Annotated in this window: 19 protein-coding genes and 1 tRNA gene; 8 read left to right on the top strand and 12 right to left on the bottom strand. The window is 72.6% G+C overall.

Going from position 1 to position 19,626, the window contains the following annotated elements; all coding sequences use genetic code 11:
• Window positions 1-53: 53 nt before the first annotated feature.
• The 5 genes from ilvA to ACN263_RS03375 all read right to left on the bottom strand — a co-directional run bounded on the left by ilvA (window position 54) and on the right by ACN263_RS03375 (window position 5,275).
• The gene (ilvA, locus tag ACN263_RS03395) at window positions 54-1,274 is read right to left on the bottom strand and encodes a threonine ammonia-lyase (RefSeq protein WP_422738365.1); all 1,221 of its coding nucleotides are present in this window, start codon (window positions 1,272-1,274) and stop codon (window positions 54-56) included.
• Entirely contained in the window at window positions 1,271-1,519 is a 249-nt protein-coding gene (locus tag ACN263_RS03390) for a hypothetical protein (RefSeq protein WP_422738364.1), read from the bottom strand. Before ACN263_RS03390 ends, ilvA begins: the two co-directional genes overlap by 4 nt.
• Window positions 1,520-1,566: 47 nt before the next feature.
• Complete coding sequence (locus ACN263_RS03385; RefSeq protein ID WP_422740584.1) at window positions 1,567-2,958, bottom strand: amidase; 1,392 nt, start codon at window positions 2,956-2,958, stop codon at window positions 1,567-1,569.
• Window positions 2,959-2,988: 30 nt separating this feature from the next.
• Window positions 2,989-4,131, bottom strand: a complete 1,143-nt coding sequence (locus ACN263_RS03380; RefSeq protein WP_422738363.1) for a cystathionine gamma-synthase — start codon at window positions 4,129-4,131, stop codon at window positions 2,989-2,991.
• A 94-nt stretch (window positions 4,132-4,225) separates the two neighbouring features.
• The gene (locus ACN263_RS03375; protein ID WP_422738362.1) at window positions 4,226-5,275 is read right to left on the bottom strand and encodes a YncE family protein; all 1,050 of its coding nucleotides are present in this window, start codon (window positions 5,273-5,275) and stop codon (window positions 4,226-4,228) included.
• Between the two features lie 102 nt (window positions 5,276-5,377).
• Here ACN263_RS03375 and ACN263_RS03370 point away from each other — a divergent pair, with 102 nt between their 5' ends.
• From ACN263_RS03370 to ACN263_RS03355, 4 genes are all read left to right on the top strand, one after another.
• The gene (locus ACN263_RS03370; protein ID WP_422738361.1) at window positions 5,378-5,800 is read left to right on the top strand and encodes an HIT family protein; all 423 of its coding nucleotides are present in this window, start codon (window positions 5,378-5,380) and stop codon (window positions 5,798-5,800) included.
• 74 nt (window positions 5,801-5,874) lie between these two features.
• Window positions 5,875-6,537, top strand: a complete 663-nt coding sequence (gene msrA, locus ACN263_RS03365) for a peptide-methionine (S)-S-oxide reductase MsrA (protein WP_422738360.1) — start codon at window positions 5,875-5,877, stop codon at window positions 6,535-6,537.
• Between the two features lie 358 nt (window positions 6,538-6,895).
• The gene (locus ACN263_RS03360) at window positions 6,896-7,825 is read left to right on the top strand and encodes a ribonuclease Z (RefSeq protein WP_422738359.1); all 930 of its coding nucleotides are present in this window, start codon (window positions 6,896-6,898) and stop codon (window positions 7,823-7,825) included.
• Entirely contained in the window at window positions 7,822-8,331 is a 510-nt protein-coding gene (locus ACN263_RS03355) for a GNAT family N-acetyltransferase (protein ID WP_422738358.1), read from the top strand. The genes ACN263_RS03360 and ACN263_RS03355 overlap by 4 nt, the downstream gene beginning before the upstream one ends.
• 286 nt (window positions 8,332-8,617) lie before the next feature.
• On the opposite strand, the gene ACN263_RS03350 is transcribed toward ACN263_RS03355, so the two are convergent.
• On the bottom strand, window positions 8,618-9,988 hold the full coding sequence (locus ACN263_RS03350) for a cystathionine beta-synthase (protein WP_422738357.1): 1,371 nt from the start codon (window positions 9,986-9,988) through the stop codon (window positions 8,618-8,620).
• 72 nt (window positions 9,989-10,060) lie between these two features.
• On the bottom strand, window positions 10,061-10,417 hold the full coding sequence (locus tag ACN263_RS03345) for a YkvA family protein (RefSeq protein WP_422738356.1): 357 nt from the start codon (window positions 10,415-10,417) through the stop codon (window positions 10,061-10,063).
• A 150-nt stretch (window positions 10,418-10,567) separates the two neighbouring features.
• On the opposite strand from ACN263_RS03345, the gene ACN263_RS03340 reads away from it, so the two are divergent.
• The 3 genes from ACN263_RS03340 (at window position 10,568) to ACN263_RS03330 (ending at window position 13,767) form a co-directional block, all read left to right on the top strand.
• A complete protein-coding gene (locus ACN263_RS03340; RefSeq protein WP_422738355.1) occupies window positions 10,568-11,617 on the top strand; it encodes an SGNH/GDSL hydrolase family protein in 1,050 nt (349 codons plus the stop codon).
• Window positions 11,614-12,426 carry an SGNH/GDSL hydrolase family protein gene (locus ACN263_RS03335; RefSeq protein WP_422738354.1) on the top strand — a complete coding sequence of 271 codons (813 nt, stop codon included), beginning with the start codon at window positions 11,614-11,616 and terminating at the stop codon, window positions 12,424-12,426. Before ACN263_RS03340 ends, ACN263_RS03335 begins: the two co-directional genes overlap by 4 nt.
• 78 nt (window positions 12,427-12,504) lie before the next feature.
• Complete coding sequence (locus tag ACN263_RS03330; protein ID WP_422738353.1) at window positions 12,505-13,767, top strand: acetyl-CoA C-acetyltransferase; 1,263 nt, start codon at window positions 12,505-12,507, stop codon at window positions 13,765-13,767.
• 81 nt (window positions 13,768-13,848) lie between these two features.
• On the opposite strand, the gene ACN263_RS03325 is transcribed toward ACN263_RS03330, so the two are convergent.
• The 4 genes from ACN263_RS03325 to ACN263_RS03310 all read right to left on the bottom strand — a co-directional run bounded on the left by ACN263_RS03325 (window position 13,849) and on the right by ACN263_RS03310 (window position 16,210).
• Window positions 13,849-14,169, bottom strand: coding sequence for a hypothetical protein (locus ACN263_RS03325; RefSeq protein ID WP_422738352.1), 321 nt, complete (start codon window positions 14,167-14,169; stop codon window positions 13,849-13,851).
• A gap of 137 nt (window positions 14,170-14,306) precedes the next feature.
• Window positions 14,307-15,068 (bottom strand): Bax inhibitor-1/YccA family protein, encoded by a 762-nt coding sequence (locus ACN263_RS03320; protein ID WP_422738351.1) that lies wholly within the window; start codon window positions 15,066-15,068, stop codon window positions 14,307-14,309.
• A gap of 135 nt (window positions 15,069-15,203) precedes the next feature.
• Window positions 15,204-16,019, bottom strand: coding sequence for a Bax inhibitor-1/YccA family protein (locus tag ACN263_RS03315; RefSeq protein WP_422738349.1), 816 nt, complete (start codon window positions 16,017-16,019; stop codon window positions 15,204-15,206).
• Between the two features lie 107 nt (window positions 16,020-16,126).
• Window positions 16,127-16,210: transfer RNA gene (locus ACN263_RS03310), tRNA-Leu, on the bottom strand.
• Window positions 16,211-16,311: 101 nt separating this feature from the next.
• On the opposite strand from ACN263_RS03310, the gene ACN263_RS03305 reads away from it, so the two are divergent.
• Entirely contained in the window at window positions 16,312-18,153 is a 1,842-nt protein-coding gene (locus ACN263_RS03305; RefSeq protein WP_422738348.1) for a hypothetical protein, read from the top strand.
• Window positions 18,154-18,281: 128 nt separating this feature from the next.
• On the opposite strand, the gene ACN263_RS03300 is transcribed toward ACN263_RS03305, so the two are convergent.
• Window positions 18,282-19,613 (bottom strand): NAD(P)/FAD-dependent oxidoreductase, encoded by a 1,332-nt coding sequence (locus ACN263_RS03300; protein ID WP_422738347.1) that lies wholly within the window; start codon window positions 19,611-19,613, stop codon window positions 18,282-18,284.
• Between the last annotated feature and the right edge of the window lie 13 nt (window positions 19,614-19,626).

Below are 19,626 nucleotides of genomic sequence, written 5' to 3'. Positions count from 1 at the left end.
GCGCGCCGCCCAATCAGCTACGGCGTAGCGCCGCCGAGGCGTGACAGCGCCTGTCACGCCTCGGCGGCGAACACCACCTGGTAGCCGCTGGCCCGCAGCGCGCTGATCAACGTGTCGGAGTGCTCGACACCACGGGTCTCCACCGACAGCGCCACCTCCACCTCGCCGAGGCTGAGGTGCGGGTTGGCGCGCTGGTGCTCCACGTCCACCACGTTGGCCCGGTGCTCGGCGATCTGACTCAACAGTGACGCGAGCTGCCCGGGCCGGTCCGAGCAGCGGACGGTCACCCGCAGGTAGCGGCCGGCGGCGGCCAGACCGTGCTCGATCACCCGCATCATCAGCAGCGGATCGATGTTGCCGCCGGAGAGCACCGCGACCACGGGCGTCTCCACCTCCACCACGCCGGCCAGCAACGCGGCCACGCCGACCGCCCCGGCCGGTTCGACGACCTGCTTGCCGCGCTCCAGCAGCATCAGCAGGGCCCGCGAGATGTCCTCCTCGGAGACCGTGACGATCTCGTCGACGAGCTTGCGGACATGGTTGAAGGTGATCTCCCCCGGCCGACCGACCGCGATGCCGTCCGCGATGGTGGCGAACGCGGGCAGCCGGACCGGCTCACCGGCCACCAGCGAGGGCGGGAAGGCCGCCGCGCCCGCCGCCTGCACGCCGATGATGCGTACGTCCGGGCGGAGCGCCTTGGCGGCCACCGCCATGCCGGAGATCAGGCCGCCGCCGCCCACCCCGGTGATGATGGTTCGCACGTCGGGGCACTGGTCGAGGATCTCCAGGGCGACGGTGCCCTGCCCGGCGATCACGTCCCGGTGGTCGAACGGGTGGATGAGCACCGCACCGGTCCGCTCGGCGTACGTCTGCGCGGCCACCAGCGACTCGTCGACCGTGTTACCGGCCAGCTCGACCTGCGCGCCGTACCCCTTGGTGGCCGCGACCTTGGGCAGCGGCGCGTTGACCGGCATGAAGACCGTCGCGTGCGTGCCGACCAGCCCGGCGGCGAGCGCCACGCCCTGGGCGTGGTTGCCGGCGCTCGCCGCGACCACGCCACGCTCGCGCTCCGCCGCCGACAGCCGGGAGATCCGCACGTACGCGCCACGCACCTTGTACGAGCCGGCGCGCTGCACGTTCTCGCACTTGAGCCACGTCGGCCCGCCCAGCGCCGCGCTCAGTGGCCGCGAGGGCTCCAGCGGGGTGGTCCGGACGACATCGGCCAGCAGTTTCCGCGCAGCCCGTACGTCGTCGAGGCCGACCAGTTCCGTCATGCCCCGATCGTGCCACCCGGCCCCGGCGCCCCCGGCGGCGACACCGGGGTAGCCGACGGGGACTGCGCCGGCACCACCGGCGGGGCGGGCGGCCATGCTTGCGCTGGCCAGACCGGGGCGGTCGGCCACACCGGGACGGCGCGGGCGATCCGGGCCTCCTGGGCGGCGGAGATCCGGTGGATCAACAGGATCAGTGTCACCGCCGCGATCGCGCAGCCCAGCGCCGGGAGGGTCTGGCAGCGCATTGGTGTCCCTCGTGGTGTGCGCGACGATGCGCGCACACGCTAGACGATCATGCGCTTGCCGGCGACCCCGTTCCGACGAGGGGATAGCCGGGGGCGTGCCGCGACCACGGGGCGGTCATCTCGAACTGACCGGCCACGCCGAGCAGCAGCAGCTCCGAGCCGGGCGGGCCGACGAGCTGCACGGCGACCGGCAGGCCGTCCGGGCGACGCCCGACCGGCACCACGATCGCCGGCAGGCCGGCGACGTTCCACGGCGCGGCGTACGGGGCGTACCTGATGTTGGCCGACAGGTTCGACCGCCAGGACCGCTGCGACCAGCGGTCGGCCTCCGGCGGCGCGCTCGCCAGGGCGGGCGTGAGCAGCAGGTCGACGGAGTGGTCGGTGAAGAAGTCGACCGACCGCTGCCGCCAGGCGGCCCGGTCGGCCTCCCGGACGTAGCCCCGGCGCTGCGCCCACTCACCCAGCGCGACGTGCCGCCGGGTACGGCGTTGCAGACCGCGCCGGTCCAGGCCGGCGGCCCGCACGTCGGCGGCGGCCGCGGCGAACCAGGTGGCGAGGCCCTGTAGGCCCAGAGCCGTGGGGTAGACCGGATCGGCCGGTACGGTGTCGTGGCCGGCGGCGGCGAGCAGCCGGCCGGCGGCGGCCACCGCGTCCCGGTTGGGCTCGTCCGGCGAGACACCGCGCACCGGTGAGCGCAGCGAGACGCCGACGCGCAGCCGCTGCGGCGGGACCAGCTTCTCCGGGCGTCGGCCGGCGAGCACCGAGAAGCCGACGGCGGCGTCGGCGACAGTGCTGGTGAGCATCCCGTGCTCGGTCAGGCCGAACCAGTCGTCCGCGCCGAGCTGGCAGGGCACCACACCGCGGCCCGGTTTGAGGCCGACCAGGCCGCAGCAGGCCGCCGGGATGCGGATCGAGCCGAGGCCGTCGTTGCCGTGCGCGATCGGCACCAGGCCGGCGGCGACCGCGGCGGCCGCGCCGCCCGACGAGCCTCCGGGGGTACGCGTGGTGTCCCACGGGTTGCGGGTCACCGCGCTGTCGTCGTCGGTGAGCGCCCACAGGCCCAGTTCGGGCATCCGGGTGACACCGACGATCACCGCCCCGGCGCCGCGCAGCCGGCGGACCACCTCGTGGTCGGCCTCCGCGACGTCGGTGCGCACGGCTGCCGACCCGTTCCAGGTGGGCAGGCCGGCGACCGGGGTGTTCTCCTTGACCGCCACCGGCACCCCGGCCAGGGGGAGGTTGGCCAGGTCTTCCTGCTCGTCGACCTTCTCCGCCTCGGTGATCGCCTCGCCGCCGCGAACGGCGCGGAACGCGGCCAGTTCGCGGTCGGCGGAAGCGATGTACTCGAGGTGGTCGGCGACGACCTGGGTGGCCGAGACGTCACCCCGGCGTACGCCCCGGGCGATCTGCTTGGCGGTCGCCCCGACCCAGGTCGCCATGATGTCCTGCACGGCCGTCCTCCCCAGCGGTCAGCCCAGCGCCTGCTCCAGATCGGCGAGCAGGTCGTCGACCGTCTCGATGCCGACAGACAGTCGCACGAGATCGCCGGGAACTTCAAGCGGCGAGCCGGCAGCACTTGCGTGTGTCATCCGACCCGGGTGTTCGATCAGGGATTCCACGCCACCCAGCGACTCGGCGAGCACGAAGAGCTTGGCCCGGTTGCAGATCTCGACGGCATGGTCCTCGCCGCCGGCGGCCCGGAACGAGATCATGCCGCCGAACCGGCGCATCTGCTTGGCGGCCACCTCGTGACCAGGGTGCGAGGGCAGCCCGGGATAGATCACTTCGGATACCTTGGCGTGCCCGTCGAGGTACGCGGCGAGGCGTTCGGCGTTGTCGCAGTGCCGGTCCATCCGTACCCCGAGGGTCTTGATGCCGCGCAGGGTGAGCCACGCGTCGAACGGGCCGTTGATCGCGCCCATCGCGTTCTGGTGGTAGCGCAGTTCCTCGCCGAGCGCGGCGTCGGCGACGACGAGCGCACCGCCGACCACGTCGGAGTGTCCGCCGATGTACTTGGTGGTGGAGTGCACCACCACGTCGGCGCCGTACGCGATCGGCTGCTGGAGGTACGGCGAGGCGAAGGTGTTGTCGACGACGAGCAGGGCGCCGGCGTCGTGCGCCACACCGGCCAGGACGGCGATGTCGGCGATGCCGAGCAGCGGGTTCGTCGGCGTCTCCACCCAGATGATCTTCGTCCGGCCGGGCTGGACGGCGGCCCGCACCGAGGCCGGGTCGGAGACCCGGGCCGGCGTGAACTCCAGGCCCCAACGCTGGGCCACCCGGGCGAAGAGCCGGTAGGTGCCGCCGTACGCGTCGTCCGGGATGATCACGTGGTCGCCCGGCTGGCAGACCGCCCGCAGCAAGGTGTCCTCGGCGGCCAGGCCACTGGCGAAGGCGAGACCCACCGGCCCGCCCTCCAGCGCGGCCAGGCACTCCTGGAGGGCGTCGCGGGTCGGGTTGCCGGAGCGGCTGTACTCGTAGCCGAGCCGGGGCGCGCCGACGGCGTCCTGGGCGTAGGTGCTGGTCTGGTAGATCGGCGGGATCACCGCGCCGGTGCGGGCCTCAGGGTCCTGACCGGCGTGAATGGCGAGCGTCTCGAAGCCGTGACTCATTCTGGTGAGGCTAGTGCCCCGTCGCGGCGGCCCGGCACGGAACCCGTGCTCCGGGCGGGGGCCGGACCGTCCGGCCCGACCCCCACGAGGGCTCTCAGCCGGCCGGAACGGGCAGGACGTGCAGGGTGACCGGGTGGGCGCCGGTCCAGTCGTAGGAGACCGCGTAGAGCCGGGCGCCGTTCGGCGCCCAGGCCAACGCCCCGGGGCTGAGCTCGTCGCCCAGCTCGAAGTGGGCCAGCTCGGTGCCGCCCGTCGAGAAGACGAACACGTCCGGGTCGTAGGAGGCGTCCGCGCCGCCGGCGATCCGGGTGCCGTCGCGGGAGACCTCGACAGCATTGGGGTACGCGCCGGTGCGGTAGGTCGCGGACGGGGTGGTGATGTCGGCGAACGGGAACGCCTGCACCTCGTACGGGGCGCCGGACGCGGTGAACACGGTGGTGCCCGTCGGGTCGAGGGCGATGTCACGCAGGTTGCTGCCGATCGCCATGAACTCGTTGGTGCCCGGCGCGCTCAGCACGCCCCCGGCGCCGATCGTGTAGGTGTACACCGATGCCGGGCTCAGGCCGGGTTGCCCGGCCAGCAGCACGGCACGGTTCTGGCTGGCGGCGGTCAGCAGCGGAGCGCCGTAGAAGCCGCTACCGGTGTCCAGGCCCGTGGTGACCCGCGCCGGCTGGCGACCCAGGTCGATCCGGCCGATGTTGCCGTCCCAACCGCCGCAGCCGTACCCGAACCACAGGTACCGCCCGGTCAGCGCCAGCGACGACGGGCACTGGCCCGCGCCGGTGTCGTACCGGGCCGACTCGACGAGCGAGCCGGTGTCGAACGCGGCGATGGCGTTGGCGGTGGGCAGCGCCACGTAGAGGGTCTGCCGGTCAGCGCTGAGCAGCAGGTCGGACGGGCCGGGCAGGCCGGACAGGGTGCCCACGACCGCACCCGTCGCGCTGGTCACCACGACGTCGGTCGAGGAGGGACCACCGCTGACGAAGACCCGGTCACCGGCCGAGACCACGTCGGCCACCGCCGGCAGGGACAGCGGGGTGGCCGTCGGTGCGGCGGCGGCCTGGGCGGGGCCCGGAAGGCCGGCGGTGAGCAACCCGGCGGCCAGTACGGCCGTGGCCAGGGTTGTGCCTCTCTTGATGTGCACGTGCGTCTCCCCCGTGTGTTGATCCAGACGCGTAAATGAGTACCACAGTCGATGCGTGCGCGGGGGGCACGTGCTCGCCGGTCCGGGCTATAGCCTGGCGCGATGAGCGGGTGCGTGTTCTGCGGGATCGTGTCGGGTGAGGTTCCGGCGTTCCGGGTCGCCGACGAGCCGGACGGGGTGGCGTTCCTGGACACCCGCCCGGTCTTCGCGGGGCACGTGCTGGTGGTGCCCCGGACGCACCTGGTGACCCTGGCCGAACTGCCGGCCGAACTGCTGCCGGGCTACTTCGCGCTGGTCCAACGGCTGGCCGTGGCGGTGGAGGCCGCTCTGGGAGCCGGTGGGACGTTCGTGGCGATGAACAACCGGGTGTCCCAGTCCGTCCCGCACCTGCACACCCACGTGGTCCCCCGCACCAAGGGTGACGGGCTGCGCGGCTTCTTCTGGCCACGCACCCGGTACACCGACGACACCGAGGCACAGACCTACGCCGACCGGATCGCCGCCGCTCTCGGCGGCGGGGCCTGAGTCACAGTGACGCGGGTAAGGAAGCAGAACCCACCGGTGTTACACGCTGGGAGAGGCATGAGAGGAGTCCCACCGTGTTCCTGCGCCGTATGAACGCCGAGATGATCACGCCCGAGCAGGCCCTGCCGGGCCGGCCGATCGCGATGCCGGTCGCCGACCGCCACGAGGTGCTGGGCACCCCGCTGAAGGGTCCGTTCCCGGAGGGCCTCCAGGTGGCCGTCTTCGGCATGGGCTGCTTCTGGGGCGCCGAGCGGCTGTTCTGGACGCTGCCCGGCGTGTACACCACCTCCGCCGGCTACGCGGGCGGCTTCACCACCAACCCGACGTACGAGGAGACGTGTTCCGGTCGCACCGGGCACGCCGAGGTCGTCCAGGTGGTGTACGACCCCAGCAAGATCACGTACGAGGACCTGCTGAAGGTCTTCTGGGAGAACCACGACCCGACCCAGGGCATGCGCCAGGGCAACGACGTGGGCACCCAGTACCGGTCGGCGATCTACACCACCACCGACGAGCAGCTGGCCATCGCGGAGTCGTCCCGGGATGCCTTCCAGCCGATCGTGACCCGGGCCGGCAAGGGTGAGATCACCACCGAGATCCGCCCGCTCGGCAGCTATTTCCTGGCCGAGGACTACCACCAGCAGTACTTGGCACCCACCAAGAACCCGAACGGGTACTGCAACCACGGCCCGAACGGCCTGAGCTGCCCGGTCGGCGTGGCCCGTACCGCCGGCTGACCGCCAGCCACCTGATGCCCGGCCGCCGACACGGCGGCCGGGCATTCCCGTCCGGGCGTGTGATCGAAATCCGTTGCCGAGCCCCACGGGGACTCGATAGCGTGGCGGTACACGTGAAAGGAGGTGGTCCAGACTTGTATAGCAATCGGACTCGTGAGGTGGCTGTCCGCTAGCCGCTGTCCTCGACAGTGATCGTCCGCCGCGAGGCGGGCAACCAGTACTACCGTCGAGACCGTGTGGCAGCGGTGCGGCGAAACCACGACAGCCACCCGACCCCCGGGGTGCCGGCTTTGTCCAGCCGGCCCGCGCGACAGCGTGGAGCACCCCGGGGGTCGCTTCATATCTGCGGGAGATCAGCGTGTCGATGCGCGAGCTGGTGATTCTCGGGACGGCCAGCCAGACCCCCACCCGGCAGCGCAACCACAACGGGTACGTGCTGCGCTGGGACGACGAGGTGATCCTCTTCGACCCGGGCGAGGGCAGTCAGCGCCAACTCCTGCACACCACCGTCACCGCCACCGACCTGACCCGGATCTGCGTCACGCACTTCCACGGCGATCACTGCCTCGGGCTGCCCGGCACCATCCAGCGGCTCTCGCTGGACCGCGTACCGCACCCGGTCGCCGTGCACTTCCCGGCGGGCGGCGCCGAATACTTCGCCCGCCTGCGGCACGCCACCTCCTTCTACGAGAGCGCCGAGCTGGCCGTCACGCCGATCGCGAGTGACGGCCAGCGGATCGCCCTACGCTGCGGAACGCTGGAGGCCCGCCGGCTGCGGCACCCCATCGAGACGTACGGCTATCGGCTCGTCGAACCGGACGGCTGCCGGATGCTGCCGGAGAAGCTGGCCGCGTACGGCATCGCCGGCCCGGCCGTCGGCGAGCTGATCCGCGTCGGCCACCTGGAGGTCGACGGGCGTCGCGTCACCCGCGACGAGGTGAGCGTGCCCCGACCGGGGCAGCGGTTCGCGTTCGTGATGGACACCGGCCTCTGCGACGGCGTGTACGCCCTGGCCGAGCACGCCGACCTGCTGGTCATCGAGTCGACGTTCCTGGAGTCGGAGGCCGCGTTGGCCGCCGAGGTCGGCCACCTGACCGCGGCACAGGCCGCGCGGGTGGCGACCGAATCGGGGGTACGCACGCTGGTGCTGACCCACTTCTCCCAGCGCTACTCCGATGCGCGCCGCTTCCACGACGAGGCCCGCGCGCACTTCGACGGCGATCTGGTCATCGCCGAGGACCTGACCACCGTGCAGGTCCCGCCGCGCCGGGTAGCCTCGGCCAAGTGACTGTCACGCTCCGCCCCGCGACCGGTGACGACCTGATGGGCGTGGGTGCCCTGCACCAGCGTTCCCGGATCGCGGCGTACTCCTCGTTCCTGCCGGCCACGGCGTTGGCCGACCCGACGCCCGAGGCCATGGGTCGGTACTGGGTCGAGCGGTGGCGGTGGGAGCGGGACACCCACCGGATGACCGTGGCCGAACGGGCCGGGACGCTGGTGGGGTTCAGCCACCTGGGCCCGGACGACGAGGACGACCCGTCGACCGGGCTGCTCAACGCGATCCACCTCGACCCGGCCGAGCAGGGCCGGGGCGTCGGTCGCACGCTGATGGTGGACGCCCTGGACGCCATGCGCGCCCGGGGATGGCGTCGAGCGGTGCTCTGGGTGCTCCGGGACAACGCGCACGCCCGCGCCTTCTACGAGCGCGGCGGCTGGACCCCGACCGGAGCCGAGCGCGAGGAGCACATGGGCAGCGCCCTCACGCCGCAACTGCGCTACACCCGCCCCCTCTGACCACCGCCGGCAGCAGACCGCCCCAGCCTGAGCACCGCCCGGCAGCGGCCCGCCCAGCCTGAGCACCGCCCGGCAGCGGCCCCACCCAGCCAGCCGTCCCCACCTCAGGCGGAGCCTTTGCTCTGCTTCAACGGAGGCAACAGTGACTGGGCGTTTCTGTTGCGTGGGTTGAAGCAGAGCAAAGGAGGGACGGAGGGTTCGGTGCCCCCGGGCCGGGGAGGCATTCGATGACGCGGAGGGTCCGGTGCCCCCCCGTTCGGGGAGGCACCCGGTGACGCGGAAGCGGCTAGTGGGCGCCCAGGTGGGAGAGGAGGTCCTGACGGGTCAGGACGCCCTTGGGCTTGCCGTCGACCAGAACCAGGGCGGCGTCGGACTTCTCCAGCATGCCCACCGCCTCGCTGACCGGCTGGCCGCCACCGATCATCGGCAGCGGGTCACCCATGTGCCGCTCGATGGTGTCGTGCAGGTGCGCCTGGCCGGTGAACAGCGCATCGAGCAGGTCCCGCTCGGCGATCGAGCCGGCGACCTCGCCGGTGACCACCGGCGGCTCGGCCTTGAGCACCGGCAACTGGGAGACGCCGTACTCGCGCATGTAGTCGATGGCGTCGCGGACCGTCTCGGTCGGGTGCACGTGCACCAACTCGGGCAGACCGCCCGGCTTGCTGGCCAGCGCGTCGGCCACGGTGGGCTCGGCGCCGGAGTTGTCGAGGAAGCCGTACCGGGCCATCCACGAGTCGTTGAAGATCTTGGAGAGGTAGCCTCGACCGCCGTCCGGCAGCAGCACCACGACGACGTCGTCCGGGCCGGCCTTGCGCGCCACCTCCAGCGCGGCCACCACTGCCATCCCGCAGGAGCCGCCGACCAGCAGCCCTTCCTCGCGGGCCAGCCGCCGGGTCATCTCGAAGGACGCCTTGTCGGACACCTCGATGATCTCGTCGGCGACGCCCCGGTCGTACGTCTCCGGCCAGAAGTCCTCGCCGACACCCTCCACCAGGTACGGCCGGCCGGTGCCACCGGAGTAGACCGAACCCTCCGGGTCCGCGCCGACGATCTTCACCCGGCCGTCGGACGCCTCCTTGAGGTACCGCCCGATGCCGGAGATCGTGCCGCCGGTGCCGACCCCCGCCACGAAGTGGGTGAGCCCGCCCTCGGTCTGCTTCCACAGCTCCGGACCGGTGGTCTCGTAGTGCGAGCGCGGGTTCGCCGGGTTGCTGTACTGGTTGGGCTTCCACGCGCCGGGAATCTCGCGGGTCAACCGGTCGGACACGTTGTAGTACGAGCGCGGGTCCTCCGGGGCGACCGCCGTCGGGCAGACCACCACCTCGGCGCCGTACGCCCGCAGCACGTCCTGCTTGTCCTGGCTGACCTTGTCGGGGCAGACGAAGACGCACCGGTAGCCCTTGAGCTGGGCCACCAGGGCCAGCCCGACACCGGTGTTGCCGCTGGTCGGCTCAACGATGGTGCCGCCGGGCTTGAGCAGGCCGGCCGCCTCGGCGTCCTCGACCATCCGCAGCGCGATCCGGTCTTTCACCGAGCCACCCGGGTTGACGTACTCGACCTTGGCGAGCACGGTGGCCTGGATGCCCTCGGTGACGTTGCGCAGGCGGACCAGCGGGGTGTTGCCGATCATGTCGACGACGTTGTCGTAGTACTGCACGGTGTGCCCTTCGTTGCGGCGCCGGCGACGGCGGCCGGGCAGACGTATCCTCGCCGCCCAGCGTACGTGCCGTCAGGGCACCAGGCCCCCGGGGATGACCGAGCTGCGCCGGGCCTCCCACTCCAGGAAGCGGTCGGTCTCGGAGAGCACGCTGCCGGCCAGCCAGGTGACCATGACAGCGTCGTCGGCCAGTCCGAAGATCGCCAGCGGGATCTCGGGCAGCAGGTCGATGGGCGAGACGATGTACGCCGTGGCCGCCGTCATCAGGGCGATCCGGAGGCCGCCGTCGTACTCCCCCTTGGCGGTGGCCCGGATCATCCGGGGCAGCGCCGCCAGCCGGGCGCCCAGCGAGGGCCCGCCGCGCGCCCCTGCCGCCAGTGCTCGCGCCAGGGCCGCGAACGCCGCGCTGCGCTTCAGTGTCTTCCCCATCGTCGTGCTCCTCTCCGCCGGATCAGCGTGGCGGGTCGGCGCAAGTCGACCGGCCGTACCGGAACAGGTACCCCGTCGCGTCGGTTTCCAGGCACCCGTGAGCCGTGACGACGACAGCGGTGTGTCGGGCCGGCGCGATAATGTCGCCGTATGGGGGTGGCTGGTTCCGTCGTACCCGTTGGGCCGCGCCGGCGGCAGGCCTGGCGGATCGCCCGGCTGGCGGCGATCGGCACGGGCGCCACCGCGGCGGCCGCGATGGCGACCGGCGGGGTGCTGCTCGGCCAGGCCCGCCAGGCCCGGCGCACCATCCCGATGGCCGAGGCGCCGCCGCCACGCTGCGACGGAATGTACGGCGCGAAGTTCCCCGGCCCCCCGCTCACCATGGTCGTGCTCGGTGATTCGTCGGCGGCCGGCTACGGGGTGCACCGCCGCCGGGAGACCCCCGGGGCGCTGCTCGCCACCGGGCTGTCCCGGCGGCTGCACCGACCGGTGCTGCTGCGCCGGTTCGCGGTGGTCGGGGCGATCTCCGCGGCCCTGCGTCATCAGGTCGAGGCGGCGCTCGACTGCGCCCCGGACATCGCGGTGATCCTGATCGGCGGCAACGACATCACCAACCGCACCCCGCGTGGCCTGGCGGTGCGTTACCTGGTCGAGGCGGTCCGCACGCTGCGTGAGGCCGGCTGCGAGGTGGTCGTCGGCACCTGCCCCGACCTCGGCGCGATCCGGCCGATCCAGCCACCGCTGCGCTGGCTGGCGCACCGGTGGAGTCGCCAACTCGCCGCCGCCCAGACGGTGGCCGTGGTCGAGGCCGGCGGCTGGACGGTCTCCCTCGGCGACCTGCTCGGCCCGCGGTTCGCCGCCGAACCGCACCGGATGTTCGCCTGGGACCGGTTCCACCCCTCCGCCGAGGGGTACGCGATGGCCGCCGCGGCCCTGCTGCCGACGATGCTGTCCGCGCTCGGGGCGGGGCAGGAACGACGGGTCACACCGGCGCGGGGCGAAGGCGTACGGTCGCTGCCAGAGGCCGCGCAGGAGGCGGCCCGGCACGCCGGCACCGAGGTCAGCGGCGCCCAGGTCCGGGGCCGCGACCGGGGTCCGGCCGGCCGGTGGGCGCAACTGCGCCGTCGGGCGTTCTTCGGTGTGCACGCGGTGCCGCAGGCCGGCAGCGCGGACACCTCGACAGTGGAGGGACTGGCATGAACGAGCGCAGCGAGCGGGACGTGACCGCCGGCCTCCCCGGCCGGCTGGGTCGGGCAGCGGCGCTCTCGCTGCTCGCCGGCACGGTGGGCGGCGCCGCCGTCCTGGCCGGCGAGGCGTTCGTCGCCCGGCACCGGCGCTACGCCCAGCCGGAACTGGGGTTGGCGCTGCGCGCCACGATCGGCCGGGCCGACGCCGCGCCGCTGCGCCTGGTGCTCCTCGGTGACTCGTCGGCGCTGGGGGTCGGCGTCGACCGCCTCGACGACACCATCGGCGGGCAGTTGGCCAACCTGCTCGCGGAGGGTCCGTCCGGCCGCCGGGTGCACCTGTCCAGCGTCGGCGTCTCGGGTTCCCGCTCCACCGACCTGGCCACCCAGGTCGCGCGGGCCCTGCTCGGTGAGCGGCCCGACGTGGCGCTGATCCTGATCGGCGCGAACGACGCCACCGGGTTGCGCCGGCCCGGCGACGCGTCCGCGTACCTCGGCGCGGCGGTGCACCGGCTGCGGGAGGCACGCGTCGAGGTGGTGGTGGGCACCTGCCCCGACCTCGGGGCCGTACGCGCCATCGCGCCGCCGCTGCGGCAACTCGTCGGCTGGTCCGGCCGGCGGATGGCCCGCGCGCAGACCACGGCGGTGCTGGAGGCGGGCGGGACGGTGGTCGACCTGGCCACCGAGACCGGGCCGGTGTTCCGGGCCGACGCGGGCACGCTCTGCCACGACGGCTTCCACCCATCGGCCGACGGGTACCGGGTGTGGGCGCACGCCCTGCTACCGGCCGTGGTGGCCGCCGCGGCGGTCGCTTCGCGGCGGTGACGCACGCCGGGCGAGGGTGACATTTCCCGCCGCCCCCGCTTCTTCCGCGCGATGTTACCGGCGGGTTAACGTTGGCCCATGCCGATTGAGTCGTCCCGCGACGCCGTCATCGTCGCTACCGCCCGCTCCCCCATCGGCCGGGCGCACAAGGGGTCCCTGCGCGACGTCCGCTCCGACGACCTCGCCGCGACCATCGTCCAGGCCGCCCTGGACAAGATCCCCCAGCTCGACCCCACCACCATCGACGACATCTACCTCGGGTGCGGCCTGCCCGGCGGTGAGCAGGGCTTCAACATGGCCCGGGTGGTGGCCACCCTGCTCGGCCTGGACACCGTCCCCGGTGCCACGCTGACCCGCTATTGCGCGTCCTCGTTGCAGACCACCCGGATGGCTCTGCACGCGATCCGCGCCGGCGAGGGTGACGTGTTCGTCTCCGCCGGGGTCGAGATGGTCTCCCGGTACGCCCGGGGCAGCTCCGACGGTCTGCCGCCGGAGGCGCAGGCGCTCGTCGGCGGCGGCTGGGAGAACCCGCGTTTCGCCGAGGCGGCCGAGCGCTCCAAGCGTCGCGCCCAGGGCGGCGCCGAGGTGTGGAACGACCCGCGCGAGTCCGGCGACCTGCCGGACATCTACCTGACGATGGGCCAGACCGCCGAGAACCTGGCCCAGGTGTACGACGTCACCCGCGCCGACATGGACGAGTTCGGCGTACGCAGCCAGAACCTCGCCGAGAAGGCCATTGCCGACGGCTTCTGGGCCCGGGAGATCACCCCGGTCACCACCCCGGACGGCACCGTGGTGAGCACCGACGACGGCCCGCGCGCCGGCGTCACGCTGGACGCCGTGGCCGGGTTGAAGCCGGTGTTCCGTCCCGACGGCCGGATCACCGCCGGCAACTGCTGCCCGCTGAACGACGGGGCCGCCGCCGTGGTCGTGATGAGCGCCCAGCGGGCTGAGGAGCTGGGCCTGACCCCGCTGGCCCGGATCGTCTCCACCGGCGTCACCGCCCTCTCACCGGAGATCATGGGTCTCGGGCCGGTCGAGGCGTCCCGGCAGGCGCTGAAGCGGGCCGGCATGACCATCGACGACGTCGACCTCGTGGAGATCAACGAAGCGTTCGCCGCCCAGGTCATCCCCTCCTACCGCCAGTTGGGCATCCCGGAGGAGAAGCTGAACGTGATGGGCGGCGCGATCGCCGTCGGGCACCCGTTCGGCATGACCGGCGCCCGGATCACCGGCACCCTGCTCAACGCCCTCGAGTGGCACGACAAGACGATCGGTCTGGAGACCATGTGCGTCGGTGGCGGCCAGGGCATGGCCATGGTGCTCGAGCGGCTCAACTGACGGTCCGAGCGCGCCCGGCGTAGCGCGGCTGAGGGCCGCAGGGCGTCGCGCGGCTGCGGGCCGTAAGCCGCAGCCGGCGGCTCAGAGCGCGTTGCGGGTCGCCGTCACCTCGGCGGCGGCCCGCGCCAGCACCTCGTCGTCGGCCCCGGCGGCGAGCAGGTCGGCGGTCACCACCCGCAGCTGGTCGGGCAGGGCCAGGTCGTTGTCGAGCCGGGGCACGGTGCGACGCGGTTGCCCCTCGGCGTCGGCCGCCAGGTTGGCGACCTCCTGCACCAGACGGTGCACCAGATCGGCGCGGGGCACGTTGCCGGTGGTCGCCGTCGCGGCCCAGCGCGGCTGCTCCCAGTGCCCGACCTGGCCGACCAGCAACCGCACGGCCTGCTCCAACTCCGCTACGCTCACCGCGCCGAGTCTACGGCCGACCCGCACCGCACAACCGGTCGCCGCGAGCGAGATCAACTCGACCTGCTGGAAACCGGGGCATCACCGCGCCCCGGACACCCCGAGATTCGGTAAACCGAGTCGATCAAGCAGGCCGGTCAGCGGCGCAGGTAGCTGAGCAACCGCAGCAGCTGCCAGTAGAGGAAGACCAGGCCGGTCAGCAGCCCGAACGCGCTCAGCCACGCGTACCGGCGGGGTCGGCCGTCGCGTACCGACCGCTCGACCAGGTCGAAGTCGAGGATGAAGCTGAACGCGCCCGCGATGATCGCCACCACCGAGAAGGCGTACGGCAGCCAGCCGACCTGCCCGCTGGCGCTGTAGACGGCCAGCCCCGGACGGCCGGAGATCAGGTACGACACGAGGTTGACCACGCTCAGCACGGCGATGCCGAGGAGCGTGCCGATGACGAGGCGGGCCAGCCGGGGCGTCGCGCGGATCACCCGGGCCCGGTACAGCGCGGCCATGCCGAGGAAGACACCGAAGGTGCCGGCCACCGCCTGCACCACGATCCCCGGGTAGACCTGCTCGAAGGTCCGGCTGGCCACCCCGAGCAGCAGCCCCTGGAGCAGCGCGTAGCCGACGATCGGCACCGGGTTGGTGATCCCCCGCAGCGAGATGACCAGGATCAGCACGATCGAGGCGAGGGCGGTGCCGGCCAGCGCCGCGCCCAACCACACCGCGTCCGGCACCACCGCCCAGGACACCGCGGCGACCGCGCCGGTGAGCAGGAGCAGCCCGACGGTACGCAGCACCACGTCGTCGACGGTCATCGGCTCGACGTCGCGGGAGCTGACCACCCGGGACTCCAACCGGCCGGTCTCGTCCAGCCGGTTGAGCACCGGGTTGTTGCTGCGCACCATCGCCTCCTTCGCCCGCGTACCCCTGGCAGTCACTCTGCCAAGGGCGGCCCGGCGGCGACGGGAAAACGGCGCGGACGACGGCGCCCGCCCCCGCGGGAAGCGGGAGCGGGCGCCGGTCAGCGGGGGCGGACGAGGTCAGTCGTCGCCCTGGAAGTAGCTCAGCAGGCGCAGGATCTCGATGTAGAGCCAGACCAGGCTGACCAGGATGCCGAACGCGGCCACCCAGGAGTAGCGCTGCGGCAGGCCCATCCGGACGCCGTCCTCGATCTCCTTGAAGCTGAGCACGAAGCTCAGCGACGCGACCACGATGCAGACGAGGCTGAAGCCGATCGCCAGCGGGCTGCCGTCCCGCAGGCCCGTGTTGACGCCGAACAGCGCCAGCACCAGGTTGATCAGCATCACCGCGGCGAGACCGATGATGGCCGTCGACACGACCTTGACGAACATCGGGGTGGCCCGGATGATCTTCGCCTTGTAGATCATCGTCATGATGAAGAAGATGCCGAAGCTGGCCACGGCGGCCTGGAGCACGATGCCGTCGTAGAACGTCTCGAACGCCTTGCTGACCATGCCGACGAAGACACCCTCGACCACCGCGTACGCGATGACCAGGGCCGGGTTGGCCATCCGGGAGAACGAGATGATCAGACCGAGGACCAGGCCGACCACCGCCGCACCGATCCAGGCGGTGCCGACCAGCGCGTCGGGCACGATCACCCAGGCGGCCGCGGCGGTGATGCCGAGGATGCCGAGCAGGGCGACCGTCTTGACGACCACGTCGTCGACGGTCATGGGCGCCACGGTGGGCGGTGCGGCCGGGTAGCCGGCCTGGGACGGGTACTGCTGCGGAATGCCGGGCTGTCCGTACGGCCCGGTCGGTGCGTACCCGGCGGAGCGCTCCCGCTCGGCCGCCTGGCCGAGCCGGGCGAGCACCGGGTTCGAGGTCTTCACTGTCTGGCCTCCCTCAGGGGGTCGTTTGCACGTGAACGTGCCCTCCAAGAGTAAACTGCCCGACCCACTCCTGGTGATCACGAATGGGAACGCGGGAACGTGGCCACTGGTGCCCGGGGCGGGGGTCGAACCCGCACGCCTTTCGGCAGCCGCTTTTAAGGCGGCCGTGTCTGCCGTTCCACCACCCGGGCGGGTGGCACCCGCGCGTCGACACGCGCGGTGCAGTGTCACCGTAGCCGGTCGGCGGCAACCCGGCGTACCCCGCCGGGTTCGCCACATTAGGGTCGATGTCGTGAGCAGCGCAGCCCCCACGGCCCCCGACGCCGCCCCTGACCAGGCCGTCCGCCTCGCCGATCCGGTCGAGCGCGCGACCCGGGCGGTACGGCTGCGCGCCGCCGTCCGCCGCCACCGGACGGACCTTCTGGTCGCCCTCGGGTGGATGGTGCTGGCCGGCTGGCTGACCCACGGGCTGTGGCCCGACCCGGATGGACGCACGTTGGCGCTCAACCCCGAGGACCAGACGCTCTACGAATGGTTCCTGGCGGTCGACGCGCGGGCGCTGCTCGGTGACTTCCACCTGCTCACCGACCGGCTCAACGCCCCGGACGGCGTCAACCTGATGGCCAACACCACGGTCATCGCGCTCGGTGTGCTCTGCGCGCCGATCACCCTGCTGTTCGGTGCGCCCACCTCCTTCGCGCTGCTCGCCGCCGCCAACCTGGCCGGGACCGCCCTCGCCTGGTACCTGCTGTTCCACCGGACGATGCGCGTCCGCCGGCTCGCCGCCGCGCTCGGGGGCGGCCTGTGCGGCTTCGGCCCGGGCATGGTCTCGCAGACCAACAGCCACCTGCACATGACGGCGCAGTGGCTGGTGCCGGTGATCGTCTGGCTGGTGGTACGGCTGCTGCGGGCGTCCGACCCGGGCGACGGTCCCGGCCGACCCGCCGGCCCGGACCGCCGACGGATGGTCAGCTCCGCCGTCGGGCTGGCCGCCGCCGTCACCGCGCAGGTCTTCATCGGCGAGGAGGTGCTCTTCCTCAGCGCCCTCACCCTGCTGGTGATGGCGATCGCCTACGCCCTCGCGGACCGGGACCTCGCCCGCAGGGCGTTGCCCGGGTTCGCCGGCGGCCTGGCGATCGCCGCCGGACTGGCGTTGCTGGTGCTCGGCTACCCGCTGTGGTTCCAGTTCGCCGGACCGCAGGGCGTCGCCGACGGGATGTTCAGCCCGGCCTACTTCTCGGCCGACCTGAGCAGCTGGTGGGCGGTCTCACCGCTGTCGGTGGCCGGCAGCGACGAGGCGTCCCGGCTCACCACCGGCCCGGCCGAGTACAACACCTTCCTTGGTTGGCCCCTGCTGCTGGTCACCGCCGCCTGCGCGCTCTGGGCCGGGCGACGCCGGCTGGTCCTCGCCTGCGTGGCGGCGGCCCTCGTGATGTTCGCTCTCTCGCTCGGCCCGGAGGTGGTGCTCGACGGCACCCGCACCGCGCTGCCCGGGCCGTACGCCCTGCTGGCCGGCCTGCCGGTGGTGGACGGCGCGTTGCCGATGCGGTTCGGCCTGGCCCTGCTCCCGATCGTCGCGACGGTGTTGACCCTCGCCGTCGACCGGGCACTGGGCAGCACCGGGCGGGCGCGCCGGCTGGTGCCGCTGGCCGTCGTCGGGGCTCTCCTGCCGATCTTCCCGACCCCGCTGCCGACCGCCGGGCGCCCCGCCCTGCCGGAGTTCATCACCGGCGGGCACTGGCGGCAGTGCGTCGACCCCGGCGGGGTGCTGGTTCCGGTGCCGCCACCCACTCCCAAGGAGCCGTGGCCGATGCGCTGGGCGGCCGCGGCCGACGCCGGGTTCGGCCTGCCCGAGGGGTTCTTCATCGGCCCGTACGGGCGCGGTCGCACCGCCGCCATGGGCACCTTCAAGCAGCCCACCTCGGCCCTGCTGGCCGACGTCGCCCGCCGTGGCGACCAGCCGGCCATCGGTGACGAGCAGCGCCGGCAGGCGGCGAAGGACGCGGACTTCTGGGGCGCGTCGTGCGTGGCACTGACCGACGACGCGCCGCACGCGGCAAGCCTGAAGACCACCCTGGAAAGCCTCTACGGCCCAGCGACCAGAATCGCCGACGCGTGGACCTGGAAGGTCTGACCCCACCCCCACAACGACGCCGATCTTGCACTTTCGGATGGCGTAATGACCGCTTTGAGGGCCATTGTCGCCACCGAAAGTGCAAGATCGGCGGGGTGGAGCGGGGGCTGCGGGACCCGCAGCGGGGGTTAGACGCGCGGGGCGCCGACGGGCTGGGACGCCTCGACGAACTCCTCGCGGGGGTCGTGGAGCTGACCCAGCGCGACGACCTCACGCTTGAGGAAGAACGCCAGCGACCAGTCCACCACGACCCGGACCTTGCGGTTGAACGAGGGGATCCGGCTCATGTGGTACGTCCGGTGCATGAACCAGGCCGGCCAGCCGGTCATCTTGATGCCGTACACCTGGGCGACGCCCTTGTGCAGGCCGAGGCTGGCCACGCTGCCGGCGTGCTTGTGCTTGTAGTCGACCGGCTCGCGGCCCCGGATCACCGCGACGATGTTGTCGGCCATCCGCGCCGCCTGACGCACCGCGTGCTGCGCGCTCGGCGAGCAGAAGTTGCCCGGCTCCTTCGTCAGGTCCGGTACGGCGGCGCAGTCACCCGCGCTCCACGCGCCCTCGACCACCCGGTCGCCGTCGACCACCTGGAGGGTGGGAATGCAGGTGACCCGCCGGCGGTCGTCGCGCGGGAAGTCGGTCGCGTCCAGCATCGGCGACGGCTTCACGCCCGCCGTCCACACGATGGTGTCGGAGCGGAAGCTGTCCCCGTCGGAGAGCTTCACCACCCCGTCGACACAGGACTCCAGGCGGGTGTCCAGCCGGATGTCCATGTTGCGCTTCGTGAGCTGCTGCACCGTGTAGGCGCCCATGTCCCGGTCGACCTCGGGCAGCACCCGCTGGGTCGCCTCGACGAGCACCCAGCGCATGTCCTCCGGCTTCAGCTCCGGGTAGTAGCGCAGGGCGTCCCGGGCCATGTCCTCCATCTCGGCGAGCGCCTCGATGCCGGCGTACCCACCACCGACGAAGGTGAAGGTCAACGCCGACCGGCGGACCTCCTCGTCCGGCGTCGCGGCCGCGATGTCCAGCCGGTCCAGTACGTGGTTACGGAGGTAGATCGCCTCGCCGATGGTCTTGAACCCGATGCCCTGTTCGTGCAGGCCCGGGATCGGCAGCGTCCGGGACACCGACCCCGGGGCCACGATCACGTGGTCGTACGCGATCTCCCGGGCCGGGCCGACGATCGGCTGCACGGTCGCCACCTTGCGGTCGTGCTCGACGCGGGTCACCGTGCCGGCCACCACCGTGCACCGACGCAGCTCCCGGCGCAGCGGCACCACGGAGTGCCGGGGGGAGATGTTCCCCGCCGCGGCCTCGGGGAGGAACGGCTGGTAGGTCATGTGGGGCTGGGGGTCCACGACGATGACCTCAGCCTCACGGGAGCTGAGCTTCTTCGACAGGCGCAGGGCGGCGTAGAGACCGACGTGCCCGGCACCCACCACAAGGATCCGCTTCGGATTCACGTTGTCTATCTTT

This window comes from Micromonospora sp. WMMD729, from assembly GCF_049315225.1.
Lineage (GTDB): Bacteria > Actinomycetota > Actinomycetes > Mycobacteriales > Micromonosporaceae > Micromonospora.
This window is presented reverse-complemented; position numbering and strand designations above follow the sequence as displayed.

What these genes read in the sequence shown, in the direction of transcription:
- ilvA (WP_422738365.1), bottom strand. Translation starts at nt 1,274, where the DNA reads ATGACGGAACTGGTCGGCCTCGACGACGTACGGGCTGCGCGGAAACTG.
- ACN263_RS03390 (WP_422738364.1), bottom strand. Translation starts at nt 1,519, where the DNA reads ATGCGCTGCCAGACCCTCCCGGCGCTGGGCTGCGCGATCGCGGCGGTG.
- ACN263_RS03385 (WP_422740584.1), bottom strand. Translation starts at nt 2,958, where the DNA reads ATGGCGACCTGGGTCGGGGCGACCGCCAAGCAGATCGCCCGGGGCGTA.
- ACN263_RS03380 (WP_422738363.1), bottom strand. Translation starts at nt 4,131, where the DNA reads ATGAGTCACGGCTTCGAGACGCTCGCCATTCACGCCGGTCAGGACCCT.
- ACN263_RS03370 (WP_422738361.1), top strand. Translation starts at nt 5,378, where the DNA reads ATGAGCGGGTGCGTGTTCTGCGGGATCGTGTCGGGTGAGGTTCCGGCG.
- ACN263_RS03345 (WP_422738356.1), bottom strand. Translation starts at nt 10,417, where the DNA reads ATGGGGAAGACACTGAAGCGCAGCGCGGCGTTCGCGGCCCTGGCGCGA.
- ACN263_RS03340 (WP_422738355.1), top strand. Translation starts at nt 10,568, where the DNA reads ATGGGGGTGGCTGGTTCCGTCGTACCCGTTGGGCCGCGCCGGCGGCAG.
- ACN263_RS03335 (WP_422738354.1), top strand. Translation starts at nt 11,614, where the DNA reads ATGAACGAGCGCAGCGAGCGGGACGTGACCGCCGGCCTCCCCGGCCGG.
- ACN263_RS03330 (WP_422738353.1), top strand. Translation starts at nt 12,505, where the DNA reads ATGCCGATTGAGTCGTCCCGCGACGCCGTCATCGTCGCTACCGCCCGC.
- ACN263_RS03320 (WP_422738351.1), bottom strand. Translation starts at nt 15,068, where the DNA reads ATGGTGCGCAGCAACAACCCGGTGCTCAACCGGCTGGACGAGACCGGC.